A 23,480-nucleotide genomic window follows, 5' to 3' on the forward strand; every position below is an offset into this window, starting at 1 on the left:
GGGCCGCGCTGTTCGAGCTGAGCCCCACCGAGCACGTGCTCGCCCTGGTGGTGCACCACATCTCGTCCGACGGCTTCTCCATGGGCCCGCTGACCCGCGACGTGATGACCGCCTACAGCGCCCGCGTCGAAGGCGCTGAACCGGCCTGGCGGCCGCTCGAGGTCCAGTACGCCGACTTCGCGCTCTGGCAGCGCGGCGTGCTCGGCGACGAGGACGACGCGAAATCGGTGATCGCCCAGCAGATCTCGTTCTGGGGCGAACAGCTGCGCGGCCTGCCCGAGCAGCTCGACTTGCCCGCCGACCGCCCGCGCCCCGCGGTCGCCAGCGGTCGCGGCGCCACCCACACCTTCGAGATCGACGCCGCCACCCACGCGGCGCTGACCGAGCTGGCCCGCACCCGCGGCGCGACGCTGTTCATGGTCACCCATGCCGCACTGGCCCTGCTGCTCTCGCGCCTGTCCGGCGAGACCGACATCGCCATCGGCACCCCGATCGCCGGCCGTGGCGAACGCGCGCTCGACGACCTGATCGGCATGTTCGTCAACACCCTGGTGCTGCGCACCGAGGTCGACGGCGACGCGAGCTTCACCGACCTGCTCGGTGCGGTCCGCGCCCGCGATATCGCCGCCTTCGGTCACGCCGACCTGCCGTTCGAGCGCCTGGTGGAGATCCTCAACCCGGCCCGCTCGCAGGCGCGTCACCCGCTGTTCCAGGTCATGCTGGCCTTCCAGAACACCGGCCAGACCAGCCTGGAACTGCCCGGCCTCACCGTCAGCGGGGTCGACCTGCCGATCGACGTGGCCAAGTTCGACCTCCAGGTCGTGCTCACCGAGAAGCGACCGGCGGGCTGGGACACGCTAGCGAAGCGTGACCACGCAGGGCCCTCGGGAGCGGATCGATCCAACACTGCGAAGGCGGGTGATTCTCCTGCGGGGATCGTCGCCGAGCTGATCTACGCCACCGATCTGTTCGACGCGGCCACCATGGATCGCTTCGGTACCCGCTTCGCCCGCCTGCTCACCCAGCTCGCGGCCGCCCCGGAACGCGCCGTCGGCGATATCGCCCTGCTCGATGTCACCGAGGCCGACCTGGCCGTGCGTGGCTGGAACGACACCGCGCGCGAACTGCCGGGCGCGGGCACCCTCGTCGACGAGTTCGCCCGTCAGGCCACGGCCACGCCGGACGCGGTCGCCCTGGTCGACCCGGCCACCGGCGAAACCCTGACCTACGCCGAATTCGCCACGCGCGTCCACCGTTTGGCGCATCGCCTGATCGAGGCAGGCGTCGGCCCGGAGACCCTGGTCGCCCTCGGCCTGCGCCGCAGCATCGACCTGGTCGTGGCCGCCTACGCGGTGCAGGAGGCCGGTGGCGGTTATGTGCCGCTGGATCTGGACCAGCCCGCCGACCGCATCGCGTATGTGCTCGAGACGGCGGCCCCGGTGGTCGTCCTCACCACGACCCGCGACGGATTCGCGCCCGCGGACAGTTCGGCCGCCACCCCGGTCGGCGATGCCGCCGAGAACAGCCCGCTGACCCTGGCGATCGACACGCTCGACCTCGACGCGTACCCGGCGACCCCGGTCACCGACGCCGATCGCCTCGCCCCGCTGCGTCCGCAGCACCCGGCGTACGTCATCTTCACCTCCGGCTCGACCGGCCGCCCCAAGGGCGTCGCCGTCGCGCACGCCGCCGTGGTGAACCAGATCCGGTGGATCACCGGCGAATACGGCATCGGCGCCGACGATGTGGTGCTGTTCAAGACGCCCGCCACCTTCGACGTGTCGGTGTGGGAGCTGTTCGGTCCGCTGAGCACCGGCGGCCGGCTGGTCGTCGCCAGTGCCGACGGCCACCGCGACCCGCAGTACCTGGCCGATGTCATTGCCGCACAGCGGGTCACGATGACCTCGTTCGTGCCGTCGATGCTCACCGTTTTCGCGGGCAGCATCGATGACGCCGCAGTGCGCGGCGGAGCGCTGTCCTCACTGCGTGCCCTGCTGATCGCCGGTGAGGCCTTCACTGGCGACGCGGTCACGGCGCTGCGCCGGGTCAGCGACGCCGCCCTGTTCAACCTGTACGGCCCCACCGAGTTCACCGTGCACGCGACCCACGCCCCGGTCGCCGACCAGGTCGATGGCGCCGTCCCGATCGGCGCGCCGGTGTGGAACGCCAAGGCCTACGTGCTGGATTCGCGCCTGCACCCGGTCGCCGCCGGGGTCGCCGGTGAGCTGTATCTGGCCGGTGACCAGCTGGCGCGCGGCTACTTCGGCCGCCCCGACCTCACCGCCGACCGCTTCGTCGCCGACCCGTTCGATGATGGCGGCGCCCGCATGTACCGCACCGGTGACCTGGTGCGCCGCGACGCCCACGGCGTCATCACCTACATGGGCCGCACCGACTTCCAGGTGAAGCTGCGCGGTCTACGCATCGAACTCGGCGAGATCGAAGCCGCGCTCACCGCGCACGCCGCCGTCGCCCAGGCCGTGGTGGTCGTGCGCTCGCACGCGGGCACCGGCGACCAGCTCGTCGGCTACGTCGTGCCCGCCTCCGGCGAGACCGTCGACATCGACACGCTGCGTACGCATCTGGCCGCCCAGCTGCCGTCCTACATGGTGCCCGCCGCGTTCGTCGTGCTCGACGAGATGCCGCTCAGCGCCAACGGCAAACTGGACCGCCGCGCCCTGCCCGACCCGGTGTTCGAGGCCCGCGAATTCCGCGCGCCGCGCACGCCGGTCGAGGAGATCGTCGCCGCCACCTTCGCCGAGGTGCTCGGCCTGACCGGGGACCGGGCCGTCGGCCTGGACGACGACTTCTTCGACCTCGGCGGCAACTCGCTCATCGCCACCCAGGTCGTGGCCCGCCTCGGCGCGGCCCTGGACTCCCGGGTGCCCGTGCGCGTGCTGTTCGAGGCGCCTTCGGTGGCCGCGCTGGCCGCCAAGGTGGAGAACCATGCGGGCAGCGGCAGCCGCCGCGAGCTCGTCGCCGGACCGCGCCCCGAGCAGATCCCGCTCTCGCTGGCCCAGCAGCGCATGTGGTTCCTCAACCGCTTCGACAGCGACTCCGCGGTCAACAACATCCCCCTCGCGGTCCGCCTCACCGGCGAACTCGACGTGGACGCGCTGCGCCAGGCCGTGGCCGATGTGATCGAGCGGCACGAGGTGCTGCGCACCGTCTACCCGGAGACCGCCGATGGCCAGGGCGTGCAGGTCGTGCTGCCCGCCGGCGCGGCGCAGATCTCGCTGGAGCCGATCACCGTCGGCGAGGACGAACTGCGCGAGCGCATCAGCGATCTCGTGCTCACCGGCTTCGACGTCACCGCCGCGGTGCCGGTCAAGGCCGCGCTGCTGCGCATCGCCGGTTCGATGGACGGCTCGCAGCCCGACACCCACGTGCTGGTCTTCGTCGTGCACCACATCTCCGGTGACGGCTGGTCGGTGCGCCCGCTGGCCCGCGACGTGATGATCGCCTACTCGGCCCGCTCGCGCGGCGAGGCGCCCGGCTGGGCCCCGCTGCCGGTGCAGTACGCCGACTTCGCGCTGTGGCAGCGCGAGACCCTCGGCGCCGAGACCGACGAGTCCTCGATGATCGCCCAGCAGGTGGCCTACTGGTCCCGGCATCTGGCCGGGCTGCCCGACCAGCTCGATCTGCCCGCCGACCGGCCGCGTCCGGCTGTCGCGTCCAATCGTGGTGGCGTGCACGAGTTCTCGATCGACCCCGTGCTGACCGCCGGACTCACCGCGCTCGCCCGCGAACACGGCGCCAGCCTGTTCATGGTCGTGCACGCGGCCTTCGCCGCCCTGCTGGCGCGCCTGTCCGGCAGCGACGACATCGCCATCGGCACCGCCGTCGCCGGCCGTGGTGAAGCGGTGCTCGACGACGCGATCGGCATGTTCGTCAACACCCTGGTCCTGCGCAGCACCGTCGACCCGGCCGAGCCGTTCACCGCGCTGCTCGACCGCACCAGGGAGCACGACCTGGCCGCCTTCGGCCACGCCGACCTGCCCTTCGAGCGCCTGGTGGAGATCCTCAACCCGGCCCGCTCGCAGGCACGGCACCCGCTGTTCCAGGTGATGCTGTCGTTCCAGAACACCGGGGAGGCCGCCTTCGCGCTGCCCCGTCTCGAGGTCGCCGGCGTGCCCCTGGACGTGGTGACCGCCAAGTTCGATCTGCACCTGAACCTGGCCGACCGGCACCGTGCCGACGGATCCGCCGACGGCATGGCCGCCGAATTCGCCTATGCCACCGACATGTTCGACGCGGGCACGGTCGCCGCCCTGGCCGAGCGGCTGGTGCGGATGCTGACCGCGGTCGTCGCCAAGCCGGCCCGCCCGATCGGCGAGGTCGAGCTGCTTGCCCCGGCCGAATACCGCCGGGTCGTCACCGACTGGAACGCCACCGCGCACCCGGTCGACCGGGCCGCCACCTTGGTGTCGCTGTTCGAGGCACAGGCCGCGACCAGCCCGGACGCGCCCGCCCTCACCTTCGAGGGGACAACTCTGTCCTACGGTGAGTTCGCCGCGAGTGTGAACCGCCTGGCCCGCCATCTGATCGCCCAGGGCGTCGGCCCGGACACCATGGTCGCGCTCGGTATGCGCCGCTCGCTGGATCTGGTGATCGGCATGTACGCGGTGAGCGTGGCCGGTGGCGCGTACGTGCCGCTGGACCCCGACCACCCGGCCGAGCGCACCCACTACGTGCTCGAGACCGCCGCGCCGATCTGCGTATTGACCACGGCCGGTGACGAATTCGACGCGGGCTCGACCACCGCGCTGACCATCGAGGACCTGGACCTGTCGGGTTACTCCGACGCTCCGGTCACCGATGCCGAGCGCATCGCGCCGCTGCGGCCGGAGAACACGGCGTACGTGATCTTCACCTCGGGTTCGACCGGTCGCCCGAAGGGTGTGGCGGTCAGTCATGGTGCGATCGTCAACCGTCTGGTGTGGATGCAGGCCGCCTATGGTCTGACCGCTGATGATGTGGTGTTGCAGAAGACTCCGGCGACGTTCGATGTGTCGGTGTGGGAGTTCTTCTGGCCCTTGCAGATCGGTGCGCGTCTGGTTGTCGCCAAGCCGGATGGCCATCGCGATCCGGCGTATCTGGCCGAGGTCATCGCGGCCGAGGGTGTGACCACCGCGCACTTCGTGCCGTCGATGATGTCGGTGTTCGTGGCCGAACTGGCCGAGGCCGCCGCCGTGGCACCGGCCGACAGCAGCCTGCGCCTGGTCTTCGCCTCGGGTGAGGCACTGCCGGCGCCGACCGCCCAGCGCCTGCGCGCGCTCACCGGCGCGGCCCTGCACAACCTGTACGGCCCCACCGAAGCCGCCGTCGACGTCACCTTCCACGAGGTCACCGACGCCGACACCACCTCGGTGCCGATCGGCGCCCCGGTCTTCAACACCCAGGTGTACGTGCTGGATTCGCGCCTGCACCCGGCACCCGTCGGGGTGCCCGGCGAGCTGTACCTGGCCGGTGCGCAGCTGGCGCGCGGCTATGTCGCGCGGCCGGATCTGACCGCCGACCGCTTCGTCGCCGACCCGTTCGGTGAGGACGGCGCCCGCATGTACCGCACCGGTGACCTCGTCGCCTGGACCGCCGACGGTGAACTGGAATACTTGGGCCGCACCGACTTCCAGGTGAAGCTGCGTGGTCTGCGCATCGAGCTCGGCGAGATCGAGTCCGCGCTCACCACACTGCCCGCGATCGCCCAGTCGGTCGTGGTCGTGCGCTCCGACGATCGCCTCGGCGATCAGCTGGTCGGCTATCTCATCCCGGCCGCCGGCGCGACCATCGACCTCGACAATGTGCGTACCGAACTCGGCGGCGCGCTGCCGGGCTACATGGTGCCCACCGCGTTCGTGATCCTGGATGCGTTCCCGCTCAACGCTTCCGGCAAGCTCGACCGCAAGGCGCTGCCCGCGCCGGTGTTCGAGGCCAAGGTGTTCCGGGCGCCCTCGACCCCGATCGAGGAGATCGTGGCGGGTACCTTCGGCGACGTGCTCGGCGTGACCCGCGTCGGCGCCGACGACGACTTCTTCGAACTCGGCGGCAACTCGCTGCTGGCCACCCAGGTCACCGCCCGCATCGGCGCAGCCCTGGACACCCAGCTCGCGGTGCGCGACCTGTTCGAGGCGTCCACGGTGTCCGCGCTGGCCGCCCGCGCCGAGCACAATGCCGGCTCCGGCCGGACCCGCCCGCGCCTGACGGCGGGGGAGCGGCCCGCGATCGTTCCGCTCTCGCCGGCCCAGCAGCGCTACTGGTTCCTCAACCAGTTCGACACCTCGACCTCGGCCGTGGACAACATCCCCCTCGCGGTGCGCCTCACCGGCGAACTCGATGTGCCCGCGCTCGAGCAGGCCATCGGTGACGTGTTCGCCCGGCACGAGATGCTGCGCACCACCTACCCGCGCTCGGCCGACGGCCCGCACCAGGTGATCCTGCCGATCTCGCAGAGCCGCGCCGTGGTGCACCACATCGCGGTCGCCGAAGCCGAATTGCTCGGCGCGGTCATCGAATTCGCGATGACCACCTTCGACGTCACCGAAGAGGTGCCGCTCAAGGTCGCGCTGTTCGAGCTCAATGCCACCGACCACGTGCTGGCGTTCACCGTGCACCACGTCTCCGCCGACGGTTCCTCCATGGGCCCGCTGGCGCGCGACATCATGGCCGCCTACGTGGCCCGCGTGCAGGGCGAGGCCCCGCAGTGGGCGCCGCTGCCGGTGCAGTACGCCGACTACGCGCTGTGGCAGCGCGAGGTCCTCGGCGACGAGACCGACCCGGAATCCCTCGCCGCCAAGCAGGTCGCCTACTGGCGCAAGGCCCTCGCCGACCTGCCCGACCAGCTCGAACTGCCCGCCGACCGGCCGCGCCCGCCCGCGCAGTCGTTCCAGGGCAAGGCGATCCGCTTCGAGATCGACCCGGACCGCCACGCCGCGCTGCACGCATTGGCCAGGGCCAGCAACGCCTCGCTGTTCATGGTCGTGCACGCCGCCCTCGCGGTGCTGCTGGCCCGTCTGTCGGGCACCGACGACATCGCCGTCGGCACCCCGATCGCGGGCCGTGGTGAGCGCGAACTCGACGACCTGATCGGCATGTTCGTCAACACCCTGGTCTTCCGCACCGCTGTCGACACCGGCGCCACCTTCGCCGAACTGCTCGCCGACGTGCGCGAACGCGACCTGGAAGCCTTCGCCAACGCCGACGTGCCGTTCGAGCGCCTGGTCGAGGTGCTCAACCCGGTCCGCTCGACCGCGCGCAACCCGCTGTTCCAGGTGGGCCTGTCGTTCCAGAACCTGGCCGACACCACCTTCGAACTGCCCGGCCTGACCGTCAGCGCCGTCGACTACGACTCGCAGCTGGCCAAGACCGACCTGCACGTCACCCTCTACGACCGCTACACCGACGACGGCGCCCCGGCCCAGCTGGTCACCGAATTCGGTTACGCCATCGACCTGTTCGACGAGGCGACGGTCCAGAGCTTCGCCGACCGCTTCGTCCGCGTGCTCGACGCGGTGGCGGCCGACGCGACCGTCCCGGTCGGTGACATCGACCTGCTGGAAGCCGAGGAATCCGCGCGGATCGTCACCCGCTGGAACGACACCGCACACGCGATCGACACCGATGCCACCCTGGTGTCGCTGCTCGACGCGGCCGTCGCGGCGACACCGGATGCGGTGGCGCTGGTCGTCGACGAGCCGATGTCCGACGGTGGCGCGCCGACGGGTTCGGCACCGGTGAACGGCGAGGCAGTGGCCGATGGCGGCGCGCCCGAGGGTGCGGCACCGGCAGACCGTGAGGCGGTGTCCGACCCGAGCGCGTCCGTGGACGCGGCGCATATCGCCGGTACGGCCGGTCGGATGGTCGACGGCCGTCGCGAGCTGACCTACGCCGAGCTCGATGCCGAGGTCAACCGCCTCGCGCGGCATCTGATCTCGCGTGGCATCGGCGCCGAGGACCGGGTGGCGCTGGCCATCCGCCGCTCCGCCGAGCTGATCATCGCGATGTACGCGGTGGCGCGCACGGGTGCGGCGTACGTGCCGATCGACCCGGATCAGCCTGCCGAGCGCACCGACTACATCTTGGAGACGGCCGCGCCCGCAGTCGTGCTGACCACGGCGAATGCCGAATTCAGTACGGCGGCAGCGGAAGTGGTCGTCCTGGACGAGCTCGATCTGAGTGCGGTCAGCCCGGCCGCGATCACCGAGCGTCGAGGTGACCTGCTGCCCGCGAACACCGCGTACGTGATCTTCACGTCCGGTTCCACCGGCAAGCCCAAGGGTGTCGCGGTTTCGCACGGCGCGATCGTCAACCAGTTGCTGTGGGAGACAGCCGAATTCGGTATCGGCGTCGACGACGCGATGCTGCTCAAGACGGCCGCGACCTTCGACCTCTCGGTCTGGGAGTTCTGGACCGCCGCCGTCGCCGGCGCCCGCCTGGTGGTCGCCACCGCCGACGGTCACCGCGACCCGGCCTACCTCAACGACCTGATGCGGTCCACCGGCGTCACCACCCTGCACGCGGTGCCGTCGATGCTCGACGCGCTGCTCACCGAATCCGGTGCCGCGCTGCCGCGCACGCTGCGCCGCGTCCTCGCCATCGGTGAGGCGCTGCCTGCGTCCACCGCGCAGCGCTTCCGCACCGGCAATTCCGCCGAACTGTTCAACCTGTACGGCCCGACCGAGGCCGCGGTCTCGATCACCAGCCACGCGGTGACCGATGCCGACCAGGTGTCGGTGTCGATCGGTTCGCCCGAGTGGAACAGCCGTGTCTACGTGCTGGATTCGCGCCTGCGCCCGGTACCGGTCGGCGTCTCCGGCGAGCTCTACCTCGCCGGCGCCCAGCTCGCCCGCGGCTACTACGGCCGCGCCGATCTCACCGCCGACCGCTTCGTCGCCGACCCGTTCGCTGGGTCCGCCGCCGGTGCTCCCGAGGGCGCTGCGTGGTCACGCTCCGCTACCGCCTCCGCGCCCGCCGGTCGCACCGGACTCGGCGAGCGCATGTACCGCACCGGCGACCTGGTGGCCTGGAACGCCGACGGCGAACTGGACTACCGCGGCCGCACCGACTTCCAGGTCAAGATCCGCGGCTTCCGCATCGAGCTCGGCGAGATCGAAGCCGCGCTGCTGCGTCAGCCCGGCATCACCTCGGCTGCCGTGCTCGCGCACACCGACCCCGTCGTCGGTGATCGCCTGGTCGCCTACGTCGTCGCCGATGCCGCGACCGCCGAAGCCGTGACCGGTGACGCCGCGACCGCCGAAGCGGTGACAGGTGGCGCCGCGAGCGATGGCACAGCGGCGGCCGATGGCGCTGCGACGGCGCGCTCCGCTGCTGCCCGCGCCGAGGTCGACAAGCTCGCGCTGCGGGCGGCGCTGGCCGCCGAACTGCCGTCTTACATGGTCCCGACCGTGTTCCTGCAGCTCGACGCCCTGCCGCTCAACGCCAACGGCAAGCTCGACCGCAAGGCCCTGCCGGAGCCCGAGGTCGAGAAGGCCGTGTTCCGCGCGCCGGTGAGCCCGAGCGAGCAGCTAGTGGCCGCCACCTTCGCGGAAGTTCTGCGCCTGGATGCCGACAAGCGGTTCGGTCTCGACGACGACTTCTTCGCCTGGGGCGGCAACTCGCTGCTGGCGACGCAGGTCGCCGCCCGCCTGGGCGAGGCGCTGAACACCCGCATCCCCGTGCGCCTGCTGTTCGAGGCGTCCACGGTGTCGGCGCTGGCGCACCGCATCGAGCAGCATGCCGAGACCGGTGATCGCAAGGCGCTCACCGCGGGCCCGCGCCCCGAGCACATCCCGCTCTCGCTCGCCCAGCAGCGCATGTGGTTCCTCAACCGCTTCGACACCCAGTCGGCGGCCTACAACGTGCCTGTCGCGGTCCGCCTCACCGGCGATCTCGACGTGGCCGCGCTGCGCGCCGCGATCACCGATCTGGTGTCGCGCCACGAGATCCTGCGCACGGTCTACCCGCAGACCGAAGCCGGTGCGGCACAGGTCATCCTGTCGCCCGCCCAGGCCGCGCCGGAACTGATCGAGCGCACCGTGGCGGCCGATGAGATGGAATCGGCTGTCGCGGAACTGATGTCGACCATCTTCGATGTCACCGTCGAGGTGCCGCTCAAGGTCGCGCTGTTCCGTGTCGACAACGCTGTATCCGATGGCGATGCTTCCGAGGGCTCTGCGTGGTCACGCTCCGCTACCTCCTCCGGGCCCGCCGGAAGCATCGCGGGCGAATTCGTGCTCGCCCTGGTTGTGCACCACATCTCCGGTGACGGTTCCTCGGTCGCCCCGCTGACCCGCGACCTGATGACCGCCTACGCGGCCCGCTCGACCGGTCAGGAGCCCGGTTGGGCGCCGCTGGCCGTGCAGTACGCGGACTACAGCATCTGGCAGCGCGAACTACTCGGCAGCGAGGACGATCCGGACTCGATGGCGTCCAAGCAGGTCGCGCACTGGAAGCAGGCCCTGGCCGAGCTGCCCGATCAGCTCGACCTGCCCGCCGACCGCCCGCGCCCGGCGGTGCAGACCTTCGCCGGCAGCAAGGTCGACGTCCAGATCGACGACGACACCCACCGCGCGCTGGTCGAACTGGCCCGTGCCGAGGGCGCGACGCTGTTCATGGTCGTGCACACCGCCCTCGCGGTGCTGCTGGCCCGGCTCTCGGGTACCGACGACATCGCCATCGGCACCCCGATGGCCGGTCGTGGTGAGGCCGCCCTCGACGACATGATCGGCATGTTCGTCAACACCCTGGTGTTCCGCACCAAGATCGACGGCGGCGAGGCGTTCACCGAACTGCTGGCCCGCCAGCGCGAGGACGACATCGCGGCGTTCGCCAATGCCGATGTGCCGTTCGAGCGTCTGGTGGAGGTGCTCAACCCGGTCCGCTCCACCGCGCGGCATCCGCTGTTCCAGGTCGGCCTGTCGTTCCAGAACCTCAGCCGCGCCACCCTGGAGCTGCCGGGCCTGACGGTGTCCGGTCTCGACATCGACTCGCAGCTGTCGCAGTTCGACCTGCACCTGATCGCCACCGACCGCTACGGCGATGCCGGTGAGCCCGAAGGCATTTCGGGCATCTTCACCTACGCGACGGATCTGTTCGATCACGCCACGGTCGAGGGCTTCGTGGCGCGTTTCGTCCGCCAGCTCGGCGCGATCGTCGCCACCCCGCGCACCGCGGTCGGCGAGATCGAACTGCTCGCACCGGCCGAACGCGCCCAGATCCTGGACGCCCGCAACGCGACCGGCTACCGCGTCGACACCGAGGCCACCCTGGTCTCGCTGCTCGACGCGACAGTGGCCGCCGATCCGAAGGCGACCGCCCTGGTCACCGACGACGGCGCCCAGCTCACCTACGCCGAACTCGACGCGAAGGTGAACCGCCTTGCCCGGCACCTGATCTCGCTCGGTGTCGGCCCGGAGTCCCGCGTCGCGCTGGCACTACGCCGCTCGGTGGACCTGATCGTCGCGATGTACGCGGTGACCAAGTCCGGTGGCGCGTACGTGCCGATCGATCCCGATCAGGCGGCCGAACGGTCCGGGTACATCCTCGAGACGGCGGCACCGGTCTGTGTGGTGACCAACGCCGAGGCCGAGTTCAGCACCGATGTCGCGCCGCTGGTGCGCATCGATGAGCTGGATCTCGAAGCGGTCAGCGCCGCACCGGTTTCCGATACGGAGCGCACCGAGCCGCTGCGTCCGGAACACACCGCGTACGTGATCTTCACCTCCGGCTCCACCGGCCGCCCGAAGGGCGTCGCGGTGCCGCACGGCGCCATCGCCAACCAGCTCCAGTGGAAGCTGATCGAGTTCGGCATGGACGCCGCCGACGCGGTCCTGCTCAAGACCGCCGCCACCTTCGACCTCTCGGTCTGGGAGTTCTGGTCGGCCGCCGTCTGCGGTGGCCGCCTGGTCATCGCCTCGGCCGACGGTCATCGCGACCCGGCGTACCTGAACGAGCTGATGTCGCGCGAATGGGTCACGACCCTGCACGTGGTGCCGTCCATGCTCGACGCGCTGCTGGCTTCGGGTATGCCCGATTCGCTGTGGCGGGTGCTGGCCATCGGTGAGGCGCTGCCCGGTTCGCTCGCGCAGCGGTTCCGCACCGCATTCCCGCGCACCGAACTGTTCAACCTGTACGGCCCCACCGAGGCCGCGGTCTCGATCACCTCGCATCGGGTGAACGCCGCCGACCAGGGTTCGGTCTCCATCGGTGGGCCCGAGTGGAACAGCCAGGTGTATGTGCTCGACGCGCGGCTGCGCCCGGTGCCGGACGGTGTCGCCGGCGAGCTGTACCTCGCGGGCGCCCAGCTGGCGCGCGGCTACTTCGGCCGCGCCGACCTGACCGCCGACCGTTTCGTAGCCAACCCGTTCACCGCCGGTACCCGCATGTACCGCACCGGTGACCTGGTGGCCTGGCACAACGGTGAGCTGGACTACCGCGGCCGCACCGACTTCCAGGTGAAGATCCGCGGTTTCCGTATCGAGCTCGGCGAGATCGAGGCCGCGCTGCTCGCACTGCCCGAGATCGCGCAGGCCGCCGTCATCGCGAAGTCCGACCCGCGCACCGGCGACCGCCTCGTCGCGTACCTGGTCGGCGCTGTATCGAATGGCGACGCGTCCGAGGGCGCTGCCCGTCGCGTCGCGGAAATCGATGTGGCGCAGGTGAAGTCGACGCTGGCCGCCGGGCTGCCGTCGTACATGGTGCCTGCCGCGTTCGTGGTGATGGACGCGCTGCCGCTCAACGTCAACGGCAAGCTCGACCGCAAGGCGCTGCCGGAACCGGAGTTCGAGGCCCAAACCTTCCGCGCGCCGTCCACCCCGATCGAGGAGATCGTGGCCGGCGTGTACGCGGACGTGCTCGGCGCCGAGCGCGTCGGCGCCGACGACGACTTCTTCGCCCTCGGCGGCAACTCGCTGCTGGCCACCCAGGTCGCGGCCCGCCTCGGCGCCGCCCTGGACAGCCGGGTGCCCGTGCGCCTGCTCTTCGAGGCGTCGACCGTGGCCGGACTCGCGGTGAAGGTGGAACAGGGCGTGGGTGCCGGTGGCAGGCGCGCGCTCGTCGCCGGACCGCGTCCGGCGCAGGTGCCGCTCTCGCTCGCGCAGCAGCGCATGTGGTTCCTGAACCAGTTCGACACCAGCTCCGCGGTCAACAACATCCCGGTCGCCGTCCGCCTGTCGGGCGCGCTGGATGTCGAGGCGCTGCAACTCGCGGTCGCCGATGTGCTGGCCAGGCACGAGACCCTGCGCACGGTGTACCCGTCGACCGACGGCACGCCGCACCAGGTGATCCTGCCGGTCGAAGGCAATGTCCCGGATCTGACGCCGGAAACCGTTGCCCCCGACCAGGTTCGCGACAAGATCGCCGCGCTGATCTCGACCGGGTTCGACGTACTCGACGAAGTTCCGTTGCGCGCCAAGCTGCTTCGCGTAGTGCCCGAGGGCGATGCGCCTGCCGGCGCAGGTGACGAGTACGTGCTCGTCTTCGTCGCCCATCACATCAGCGCCGACGGCTGGTCGATGGCGCCGCTGACCCGCGACGTCATGGTGGCCTACGCCGCCCGTACCACCGGGGAAGCTCCCGGCTGGGCACCGCTGCCGGTGCAGTACGCCGACTTCAGCGTCTGGCAGCGCGAGGTCCTCGGCGCCGAAACCGACGAGACGAGCCTGATCTCCCAGCAGGCCGACTACTGGAAGCGCGCCCTCGCCGGCGTCCCTGACGAACTGAACCTGCCCCTCGACAGGCCGCGTCCGAGCACGCAGTCCTTCGCCGGTGGCCGGGTCCTGTTCCCGATCGACACCGAGATCCACGCCGGACTCTCGGCCATCGCCCGCGAACAGAACGCGACGCTGTTCATGGTCGTGCACACCGCCCTCGCGGTGTTCCTGGCACGCATGTCGGGCACCGAGGACATCGTCATCGGCACCCCGATCGCCGGTCGTGGCGAAGCCGAACTCGACGACGTCATCGGCATGTTCGTCAACACCCTGGCCCTGCGCACCCAGGTCGGCGCACAGCTCAGCTTCACCGAGCTGCTGACCCAGGCCAAGGAAGCCGACCTGGCCGCCTTCGCGCACGCCGACATCCCGTTCGAACGCCTGGTGGAACTGCTCAACCCCGAGCGCTCCACCGCGCGGCACCCGCTGTTCCAGGTGGCGCTGTCGTTCGAGAACCTGCCCGACGCCGGCTTCGAACTGCCCGGCCTGTCGGTCTCGGCGGTCGACTTCGACGTCGACACCGCCAAGTTCGACCTGCTGCTCACCGTGCGTGAGGCGCAGGCCGGTGACACCGCGGGCGCCTACGCCGAGTTCTCCTACGCCAGTGACCTTTTCGACCAGTCCACGGTCGAGAAGTTCGCGCAGCGCTTCCAGCGCCTGCTCGCCGAGGTCGTCACCGACACCACCACCCCGATCGGCGATCTCGAACTCCTCGACACGGTCGAGCGCACCGAATTGCTCACCCGCACCGGCGGTCCTGCCGCGTCGACGAGCACCCTGCCGGAGCTGCTGGCCGAGGCTGTGGCGACCAACCCGACCGGTCAAGCGATCGTCGCACCGGGCGCAGCGGACGACACTGGACTGCTCCGCGCACTCCTCGGCACCCTGGATGACGCGCGGCTGGCGGGTGCGTCGGCGGACGCCGATGCCCGCGACGCCGTGGCCGGTCACGTTGACGCAAAGGTGGATTCCGTAGGAGCGGTGGACGAAACGCCACCCGGCGGGCTCGACCACCGCGCGGGCGCTGGCATGTCCGGTGCGCTCGCGGCGGCGCAGCCGGGCGGGGCCCGTTCGCTGACCTACGACGAGCTGGACGCGGCCTCCTCGCGCCTGGCCCGCGTGCTCATCGCGCGTGGCGCCGCACCGGAGACGGTCGTCGCCATCGCCATGCAGCGCTCGCTGGAAACCACCCTCGCCAGCTGGGCCGTGATCAAGTCGGGTGCGGCGTTCCTGCCGGTCGACCCGAAGTACCCGGCCGAGCGCATCGCGCACATGATGTCGGATTCCGGTGCGGCACTGGGTATTACGATCGCCGCCGAGGTCGACCACCTGCCCGCGCCCGCCCTGGGTGACTGGCTGGTGCTCGATGACGCGGCCCTGCACGCCGAGGTGGCTGAACAGTCCGCCGCGCCGATCACCGACGCCGACCGCAACGGCGCCGTCCGGACCGGCAACACGGCGTACATGATCTACACCTCGGGTTCGACCGGCCTGCCCAAGGGCGTCGTCGTCTCCCACACCGGTGTGGCCAACTTCGCCGCCGCCCAGGTGGCGCAGTTCGGGCTCGGCAAGGACGCGCGCACCCTGGCGTTCGCGTCCCCGTCGTTCGACGCGTCGATCCTCGAGTTCCTCCTGGCCGTCGGCTCGGCGGGCGCGCTGGTCATCACGCCGGTCGGCGTGGTCGGTGGCGAGGAACTGGCCGAGATCATCGTGGGCCAGCAGCTGACCCACGTGTTCCTCACCCCTCTCGTCGCGGCGTCGATGGAACCGGCCGCACTGGCCGGGCTGGAAGCGCTGATCGTCGGTGGCGACAAGGCCCCCGTCGACCTGGTCGCGAACTGGCACAGCGCCGGTACCGACCCGGCACAGCACCGGTTCTACAACGCCTACGGCCCCACCGAGGCGACCATCGCGACCAACCTGTCCGACCCGCTGCTGCCCGGCGACACCATGAACATCGGCGGCCCCATCGCCGGCGCCACCGTGTTCGTGCTCGACAACCGCCTGCGCCCGGTCCCCGAGGGCGTGGCCGGTGAGCTGTACCTGGGCGGCCTCGCGCTGGCCCGCGGCTACCACGCGCGCCCCGGCCTCACCGCCGAGCGCTTCGTGGCCAGCCCGTACGCCGTGGCCGGCGGCGCCACGGTGGGCGAGCGCCTGTACCGCACCGGTGACGTCGTCGCCTGGCGCACCGTCAACGGCAAGGCCGTCGTGGAGTATGTGGGCCGCAACGACTTCCAGGTGAAGATCCGCGGTTTCCGCATCGAACTGGGCGAGATCGACGCGGTCCTCACCGCGCACGACGATGTCGAGTTCGCCGCGACCATCGGCCGCACCACCGACGCGGGCGCCACCATCCTGGTGTCCTACGTCCGGGCCACCCCCGGCACGGCCGCCGACCCGGCCGAACTGGTCGAATACGCGGCGCAGCAGCTGCCCGCGCACATGGTGCCCGCCGCCGTCATGGTGCTCGACGAGATCCCGCTGACCCCCGCAGGCAAGCTGGACCGCCGGGCGCTGCCCGAGCCGGTGCTCGCCCCGCGCGAGTTCCGCACGCCGACAAGCGAAGTCGAGGCGATCATCGCCACCGTCTTCGCCGAGGTGCTCGGTGTCGACGCCGTCGGCCTGGATGATTCGTTCTTCGCCCTCGGCGGTGACTCGATCCTGTCCATCCAGCTCGTCTCGCGGGCCAAGGACCGTGGCGTGCTGTTCAAGCCGCGCGATGTGTTCGAGAAGCGCAGCGTGGCAGGCCTGGCCGAGATCGCCGTGCTCGCGGGCGACGCCGACCAGATCGTGCTCGAGGAACTGCCCGGCGGCGGTGTCGGTGACATCCCGATGCTGCCGATCATGCGCCAGATCCTCAGCAGCGGTTCCACCTACGACCGGTTCTCCCAGTCGATGGTGTTGCGCCTGCCGGAGAACATCACCGACGAGGTCCTGCACGCCACCATCGGCGCGGTCTTCGACCACCACGATGTGCTCCGCTCGCGGGTGGCCAAGGATGCCGAAAAGGGCTGGGTCTTCGAGGCATTGGCGCCGGGCGAGGTCGATGTGACCGCGCTGGTGCGTCGCGTCGAGGTGCCCGGTGAGATCACCGACGAGCAGCTGTCCAAGCAGGCTTCGGTCGAATACGACGAGGCCATGGGCCGGCTCGATCCCGCCGACGCCGCCATGGTGCAGTTCGTCTGGTTCGCCTTCGGCGAGAACGCCGAGGGCCCGCGCCGTCGCGACGCACTGCTCATCGTCGGCCACCACTTCGTGATCGACGGCGTCTCCTGGCGCATCCTGATCCCGGACCTCGGCATGGCCTGGGGCCAGATCGCCGCAGGTCAGCCGGTGACGCTGCCCGCCAACGGCACCTCCATGCGGCGCTGGGCGCACAGCCTGGTCGAGCAGTCGACCGACCGTCGCGCGGAACTGCCGTTCTGGCGCGAGGTCTCGGCCACCGCCGACCCGCGGCTGGGCGCGCGGGCGTTCGACCCGCAGGTCGACACCTTCGCCACCGTCGACCGGGTGCAGGTCACCCTGTCGCCGGAGGTTACCGACGCGGTGCTCACGGCCATCCCCGGCCTCTACCACGGTGGCGTCAACGACGGTCTGCTCACCGCACTCGCACTGGCCGTATCCCGGTGGCGCGGTGACGAATCCGGTACCGCGGCGCTGATCAAGCTGGAAGGCCATGGCCGCCAGGAAGAGATCGTCGCCGGTGCCGACCTGTCCCGCACCGTCGGCTGGTTCACCACCGCCTTCCCGGTCCGCCTGGATCTGGCCGGTGCCGATCTCGACGACGCCTTCGCGGGCGGCGCCGTGCTCGGCGAGGTGATCAAGTCGGTCAAGGAGCAGATGCTGGGCGTGCCCGACAAGGGCATCGGCTACGGCATGCTCGAGTACCTGACCACCGAGGGTGCCGATCTGCCGAGCGTCGGCCAGATCAGCTTCAACTACCTCGGTCGCGCGACAGCGGGGGAGATCCCCGCCGAACTCGCCGAACTCGGCTGGGTGCCGGTGGCCGATCTGGGTCAGCTCGACGCCGAGATGGACCTGGACATGCCCGCCAACGCGACGCTGGACATCAACGCCATCGTCAACGACGGCGACGAGGGCCCGCAGCTGGGCGCGAACATCGCGTTCCCGACCGGGCTGCTCACTCAGGACCAGGCCCAGGAGTTCGCTGACCTGTTCGTGGCCGCGCTGACCGCACTGGCTACGCACGCACAGCGCACCGACGCGGGCGGTTTCACCCCGTCCGACATGCCGCTGGTGCGGGTCGACCAGTCCGATATCGAGCTGTGGGAGGGCGACTACCCGGCCCTGGCCGAGGTGTGGCCGCTCTCGCCGCTGCAGGCCGGCCTGATGTTCCACGCCATGCTCAGCTCGGCGACCGTCGACGTGTACACCGTGCAGGCCGTGCTCGACCTGACCGGCACCCTCGACACCGAGCGGCTGCGGCGCGCGGCCCAGGCCGTGCTGGACCGGTACCCGAACCTGCGGACCGCGTTCGTCACCGACTCGGCCGGTCAGCCGGTGCAGGTCGTGATGTCGGAGCTCGAGGTCCCGTGGCGCGAGGTCGACCTGACCGACCTGCCCGAGGACGAGCGCCTGCCGCGCATGCAGCAGCTGCTGGTCGCCGACCGGGCCAACCAGTTCGACATGGCCACGGCCCCGCTGATCCGCTTCGGCCTCTACAAGACCGGCGATGGCACGTCCCACCTGGCGATCACGGTGCACCACATCCTGATCGACGGCTGGTCCATGCCGCTGCTCATGCGCGACCTGCTGGTCCTCTACGCGGTGCACGGTGACCTCACCGCGCTGCCGCGCGTGGCCTCCTACCGCAACTTCCTGTCCTTCCTCTCGGGCTGGGATCGCGAAGTGTCGCTGCGGGTCTGGTCCGAGGCCCTCGCCGGGGTCGAAGGCCCCACCCAGCTGGCGCCCGCGCCGCGCACCGAGGAACGCTACGAGCTCGGCAAGGTCATCGTCGAGATCGACGCCGACCGCACCAGGGCACTCGGCAAGTTCGCCGGTGAACTCGGAGTCACCGTGAACACGCTGCTGCAGACCGCGTGGGGCATCGTCGTCGGGCGCCTCACCGGCCGCGACGACGTGGTGTTCGGCGCGACCGTGTCCGGCCGCCCGGCCGAACTGCCCGGCGTCGAATCCATGGTCGGCCTGTTCATCAACACCCTGCCGGTGCGGATCCAGATCGACGACCGGATCAGCGCCGAGGAGCTGACCAAGCGGGTCCAGGCCGAGCAGGCCGACCTGCTCAGCCACCACTTCGTCGGCCTGTCCGACATCCAGCGGGTGGCCGGGGCGGGCGCGGCGTTCGACACGCTGCTGGTGTTCGAGTCCTACCCGATGGACAAGGACGCCGTCACCGCGGCGAGCTCGATCGACGGCATGCAGGTCACCGGTGTCGGCCTCGACGACGCCACCCACTACCCGCTCACGCTGGTGGTGATGGCCGAGGCCACCATCGAGATCACCATGCGCTACCTGCGCAGCACCTACACCGAGGACGAGGTCCGCACGCTGTCCGCGCGACTGCTGCGGGTTCTCGACGAGCTGCTCGACAACCCGACCGGCCTGGTCGGCGACATCGACATCCTCGACGCGGGCGAACGTGCCGAGCTGCTCGCCGAATCCGGTGTGACCGCGGCGGTTTCGGCTCCGGTCGGTACGGCCGGTGTCGGTGCGCAGACGGTGGCCAAGGTGCTCGCCGAAGTCGTCGAAGCCGACCCGCAGGCCCCCGCCCTGCTGCGCGGTGACAGCGAAATCGCCTACAGCGCACTGGATCGCAAGTCCTCGCAGCTGGCCCGCGTGCTCATCGCGCGCGGTGCGGGCCCCGGTGACGTGGTCGCGATCTCGCTGCCCCGCGGCGTGGACTCGGTGCTGGCCGCCTGGGCGGTCCAGAAGTCCGGTGCCGCAGTCCTGTTCGCCGGTGCGCTCACCGGTGTGGAGATCGCGGCGACGGGCGCGTCCTTCGGTATCAGCGCCGAACCGGTCGCCGGTGTCGCGGGCGAATGGGTGATCCTGCCCGACGTGGAAGCCGAGATCGCCGCCGCCGCAGCGCATCCCGTCTCCTACGCCGACCGGGTCAGCCCGCTGACCGAAGACCACCCCGCCTTCGTCCTGGCCACCGCCGAGGCGACCTCGACGCTCACCCAGAGCGCCGCGCTCGCCCTCGCCGAAACCCTGCGGGACACCCACGGCATCGACTACGAATGCACCACCTTCACCACCCACGCCACCGGCCCGGCCGCCGTCCAGGAATTCCTGGTCGCGGCCACCGCGGGCGCCCTGTCGGTCCTGCCCGACGGCGCGGTCGCGGACGACCTCACCGACGGCGAGGTCACCCACTGGTTCGTCACCCCGGGCGAGCCGACCGACGCGGCCGACGGTGCGGTCACGGTGATCGTCGCCGAGTAAGGCATGGCTGCTCGCCTACCTGTTTCCCCTGGTAGGCGAGCAGCGTCCACGCCCCTCAGCCGCTAGACTCGAATCGTTCGGCGCGAGTGGCGCGCTGTGTCCGACGAATCGGAGGTGTTCGGATGGCGATGCCCATGCCGCACTCCGATCGCTGGACTGCCACGGATCTCGACCAGATGCCCGATGACGGACTGCGATACGAGGTGCTGAATGGCCAGCTCGTTGTGAATGTCGCGCCGAAGCCGATGCATCAGTGGTTGATCAAGCGGCTGACACAGGTCCTCGACGCAGCCGTTCCGGTCGACCGCGTCGTCCTCGACGGCGTCGGCACTCTCATCGGTGATGACGAGCCTATTCCCGATCTCATGGTGGTCACGGGGGCGATCGACTGGCAGGGGCGTGGGATACCGGCCGGTCAGGTCGAACTTGCTGTCGAGGTCGTGTCGAAGTCGACCACCTTGCAGGATCGCCTGGTGAAGCCGGTTTTGTACGCGCAAGCCGGCATTCCGACCTACTGGCGATTCGAGATCAATTCGTTCAAGGGCCGACTCGTCGACGAGCAGCTACCGGTGTTGTTCGCCTACTCGCTGGGGACCGAGGGCGAGTACGAACTGACCCACCGAGCGTCAGCGGGTAGCCCCGTGACGTTGCGCGCGCCGTTCGAGGTCACCTTCGACCCCGGCGGCCTCCTTCCTCGCAAGCCCACGCTGCCCCGCGTGACGTGCAGTCTTTCGTTCCGAAGTGTGCGCGACCCGGAACCGGGATAGGGGAGTTCTGCCGCACGACCGCCCGCTCACCATGGCAGGCCTGCGTTGCGCACCCCGCCCGGTGGCCACGGTCGATGTCGAACTGGCCTACCTCACGAACGTCCAATTACGTTACCGCCGAGGCGAACCGGTACTGCTCGAAGCGAACCCCCGCCCCTCCGCGGGCCTGTTCCACACCGCCTTCGCCGACGTCAACCTTCCGTGGGCCGCGATCCGCCTGCTCCTGGACCAGGATTCAGGCCTCCGCAACCCACCCAGACTCGGCGCCTGCCTCGCCGTAGCGGAAGCCGTCATGGCGGTCACCCCACAACAGGAGCACCAGCTACTCCGGACCGCCGCCCTGGTGCCGAGCTGACCGTCGTGTCCGTGGTCGCCCGCACGAAACCCCGCACTTTCGCGGTCACCCCGCTGACCGGCCAGACGAGCCCGTAGGCGACCCGCTCCCGCATGTGCTGACCCCGTGGCGGGCCCAGGGTCATTCCCGGTCGCGACCTGGGCAGCCGGATCTGGCAGCTGCCGAAGTCCGCCGCGCTCCACTATTCTGGACAGTGAAAGGGGTGGACGATGAGTGAGCACCAGAACGATGCGGCCGATCCCCGGGCGCAATGGCGGCGGTTGCCCCCGGAGCCCGCGAAGCTGATCGAGGAAACCGCTACCGATACCCGCGCCACCGATCACGGTCTGCCGGCGGTCGACCTCACCGAGGAGTTCGTCCGCAAGTACGGGCTGTGAGCACCGAACGGCACCTCGTGTCAGGGGGGCGCGCTCATCGGGATCGTGGCGGTCTTCGGCTGATCAGGCGTCGCGGAACAGGGCGGTGAGGTCGACCGTCGCGGCCATGGCGGTGGCACCGGCATCGTTGAGGTGCATGCCGTCGCCGCAGTCGAACTCGGCGCGCAGGAAATCGGGGCGGGCGGGATCGGCCACCGCGCGGTCGACGTCGAAGACCGAGTCGAAAACATCGGTGGTGCGCAGCCATTCGTTGACGGTGGCGCGGGCCGGCTGGGTTTCGGCCAGCGGCATCCCGGGGTAGACGCAGCCGGCGTACGGGCCGATGGTGGCGGCGTGGATCCGCAGGCCCGCTGTCCTGGCGCGGGCCGCGAGTGCGGTGAAGGCGGTGATCAGCTCGTCGGCGGTGGCCGAGGGCTGGCCTGCCATGGCGCCGAGGATCAGGTCGTTGATGCCGAAGTTGAGCAGGATATCGGTGACGCCCGGCACCTCGAGCGCGTCGGAATCGACGCGGGCGGTACCGGATTCGCCGATCTCGCGGGCGGTGAGCCGGTTGCCGGAGATGCCGTTGTTGACGACCCAGCCGCGTTCGAGCCGGTCGTTGAGCGCGTCGACGGACCGGCGGTTGGCGCTCGTGCTCGTACCGAAACCTTCGAACCACGAGTCGCCGAGGGCGACGGCGACCGGGATCCCGGCGGGTGCGAGGACGTCGATGCCGGTGACGAAGAAGCGAGCCGGAATCTCCTGTGCGTCAGAGAGTTCTGTGTCGGCCGCGTGATCACCCGTGGTGACGTAGGAGATCTCGCTCGGCTGGTGGGAGAAGGTCGCCAGGCCGGTGGGGTCGGGCAGGTACAGGCTCAGCATCAGGTCGTCACCGCCCTCGACCGGCAGTTCGACCGGATCGCTCACCAGATCGCCGCCCGGCGCGATGAACACGCGCTCGGCGCCGTCGAAGCGCACCACCTGCGCGGTGTCGGGGTTGATCGTCGAGCCCGCCTTGCGCAGTGCGATCCTGGCCGCGCCGATCGTCAGAGGGACGGCGCCGTAGCGGTTGGTCAGCCGCACGCGGACCGCGCTGCCGCCACCGGCCAGGTGCAGGATCTGGCGCACTGTCTCGTCGCCGAATTCCCGCGAGGTGGCGAGTTTGATCTGTTCGTCCGGGCTGATCACGCCCGTGCGGAAACCGGCGACCCAGGTGTTGTGCTGCATGATCACTCCATTAGTTGCGGTGAGGAATATTGCGTACTCATAGGTCTACGCGGAAGTATTCCGCGTGTCAACTATCCGCGTGGCAACAATCGGCTACTGTGGGGGACATGACCGTGCAAGAACTGTTCGACGATCCCCGGCTGACCGTGGCCGGTCTGCTCTTCGAGGCGCACAGCGGCCTGCTCGCCAAACTCGAACCGACCTGGAACGCGCACGGCCTGTCCGGCCTCGACCTCAACGCGCTCATGCGCCTGAGTCGGTCACCGGGGCATCGCCTGCGGATGTCCGACTTGGCCGCCCAGACCGAGCTGTCCACCAGCGGCGTCACCCGCCTGGTCGACCGCCTGGCCAAGGCCGGTCTCGTGGAGCGCCGCCTCGACCCCGCCGACCGCCGCAGCGCCTACGCGGCCCTCACCGACGCCGGCGCCCATCGCCTCGAGCAGGTCCTCCCCGATTACCTGGCCGCCCTCGACCGATGGCTGACCGGCCTGCTCACCCCGACCCAACTCGACGGCCTGATCACCGCCCTGCGCGTCCTCCGCGACGTCACCAACCCCACCGCGACCGCCCTCGCCGACACACCCCACCTGGACAGATGATCACCAGGCCACCAGGGAGACATCGCCCGAGAAGCGATCTCCAC

The 23,480-nt window shown here is 70.4% G+C and carries 6 protein-coding genes (1 of these 6 running past the window's edge); 5 read left to right on the forward strand and 1 reads right to left on the reverse strand.

From position 1 onward, the window contains the following. From ACFXK0_RS24125 to ACFXK0_RS24140, 4 genes are all read left to right on the forward strand, one after another. On the forward strand, nucleotides 1–20,132 hold the final stretch of the coding sequence (locus ACFXK0_RS24125) for a non-ribosomal peptide synthase/polyketide synthase (RefSeq protein WP_379412991.1). It extends 24,496 nt beyond the left edge of the window; 20,132 of the gene's 44,628 nt are visible here — the last part of the coding sequence; its start codon lies beyond the left edge, outside the window; the stop codon is at nucleotides 20,130–20,132. Nucleotides 20,133–20,254: 122 nt separating this feature from the next. Next, nucleotides 20,255–20,899, forward strand: coding sequence for a Uma2 family endonuclease (locus ACFXK0_RS24130; RefSeq protein WP_379412992.1), 645 nt, complete (start codon nucleotides 20,255–20,257; stop codon nucleotides 20,897–20,899). A gap of 61 nt (nucleotides 20,900–20,960) precedes the next feature. Then, on the forward strand, nucleotides 20,961–21,254 hold the full coding sequence (locus ACFXK0_RS24135; RefSeq protein ID WP_379412993.1) for an ATP-grasp domain-containing protein: 294 nt from the start codon (nucleotides 20,961–20,963) through the stop codon (nucleotides 21,252–21,254). A 209-nt stretch (nucleotides 21,255–21,463) separates the two neighbouring features. After that, complete coding sequence (locus tag ACFXK0_RS24140; protein WP_379412994.1) at nucleotides 21,464–21,631, forward strand: hypothetical protein; 168 nt, start codon at nucleotides 21,464–21,466, stop codon at nucleotides 21,629–21,631. Nucleotides 21,632–21,694: 63 nt separating this feature from the next. Here the strand turns inward: ACFXK0_RS24140 and ACFXK0_RS24145 are convergent, their stop codons facing one another. Further along, complete coding sequence (locus ACFXK0_RS24145; RefSeq protein ID WP_379412995.1) at nucleotides 21,695–22,837, reverse strand: GDSL-type esterase/lipase family protein; 1,143 nt, start codon at nucleotides 22,835–22,837, stop codon at nucleotides 21,695–21,697. 107 nt (nucleotides 22,838–22,944) lie between these two features. Between ACFXK0_RS24145 and ACFXK0_RS24150 the strand changes: the two genes are divergently transcribed. Beyond that, entirely contained in the window at nucleotides 22,945–23,436 is a 492-nt protein-coding gene (locus tag ACFXK0_RS24150) for a MarR family winged helix-turn-helix transcriptional regulator (protein WP_379412996.1), read from the forward strand. The last annotated feature ends 44 nt before the right edge of the window (nucleotides 23,437–23,480 follow it).

This window comes from Nocardia sp. NPDC059177 (assembly GCF_042755165.1).
GTDB lineage: Bacteria > Actinomycetota > Actinomycetes > Mycobacteriales > Mycobacteriaceae > Nocardia.

Bases quoted from the DNA above. Each gene is read 5' to 3' on its own strand.
- ACFXK0_RS24140 (WP_379412994.1), top strand. From the start codon at position 21,464: ATGAGTGAGCACCAGAACGATGCGGCCGATCCCCGGGCGCAATGGCGG.
- ACFXK0_RS24145 (WP_379412995.1), bottom strand. From the start codon at position 22,837: ATGCAGCACAACACCTGGGTCGCCGGTTTCCGCACGGGCGTGATCAGC.
- ACFXK0_RS24150 (WP_379412996.1), top strand. From the start codon at position 22,945: ATGACCGTGCAAGAACTGTTCGACGATCCCCGGCTGACCGTGGCCGGT.
- ACFXK0_RS24130 (WP_379412992.1), top strand. From the start codon at position 20,255: ATGGCGATGCCCATGCCGCACTCCGATCGCTGGACTGCCACGGATCTC.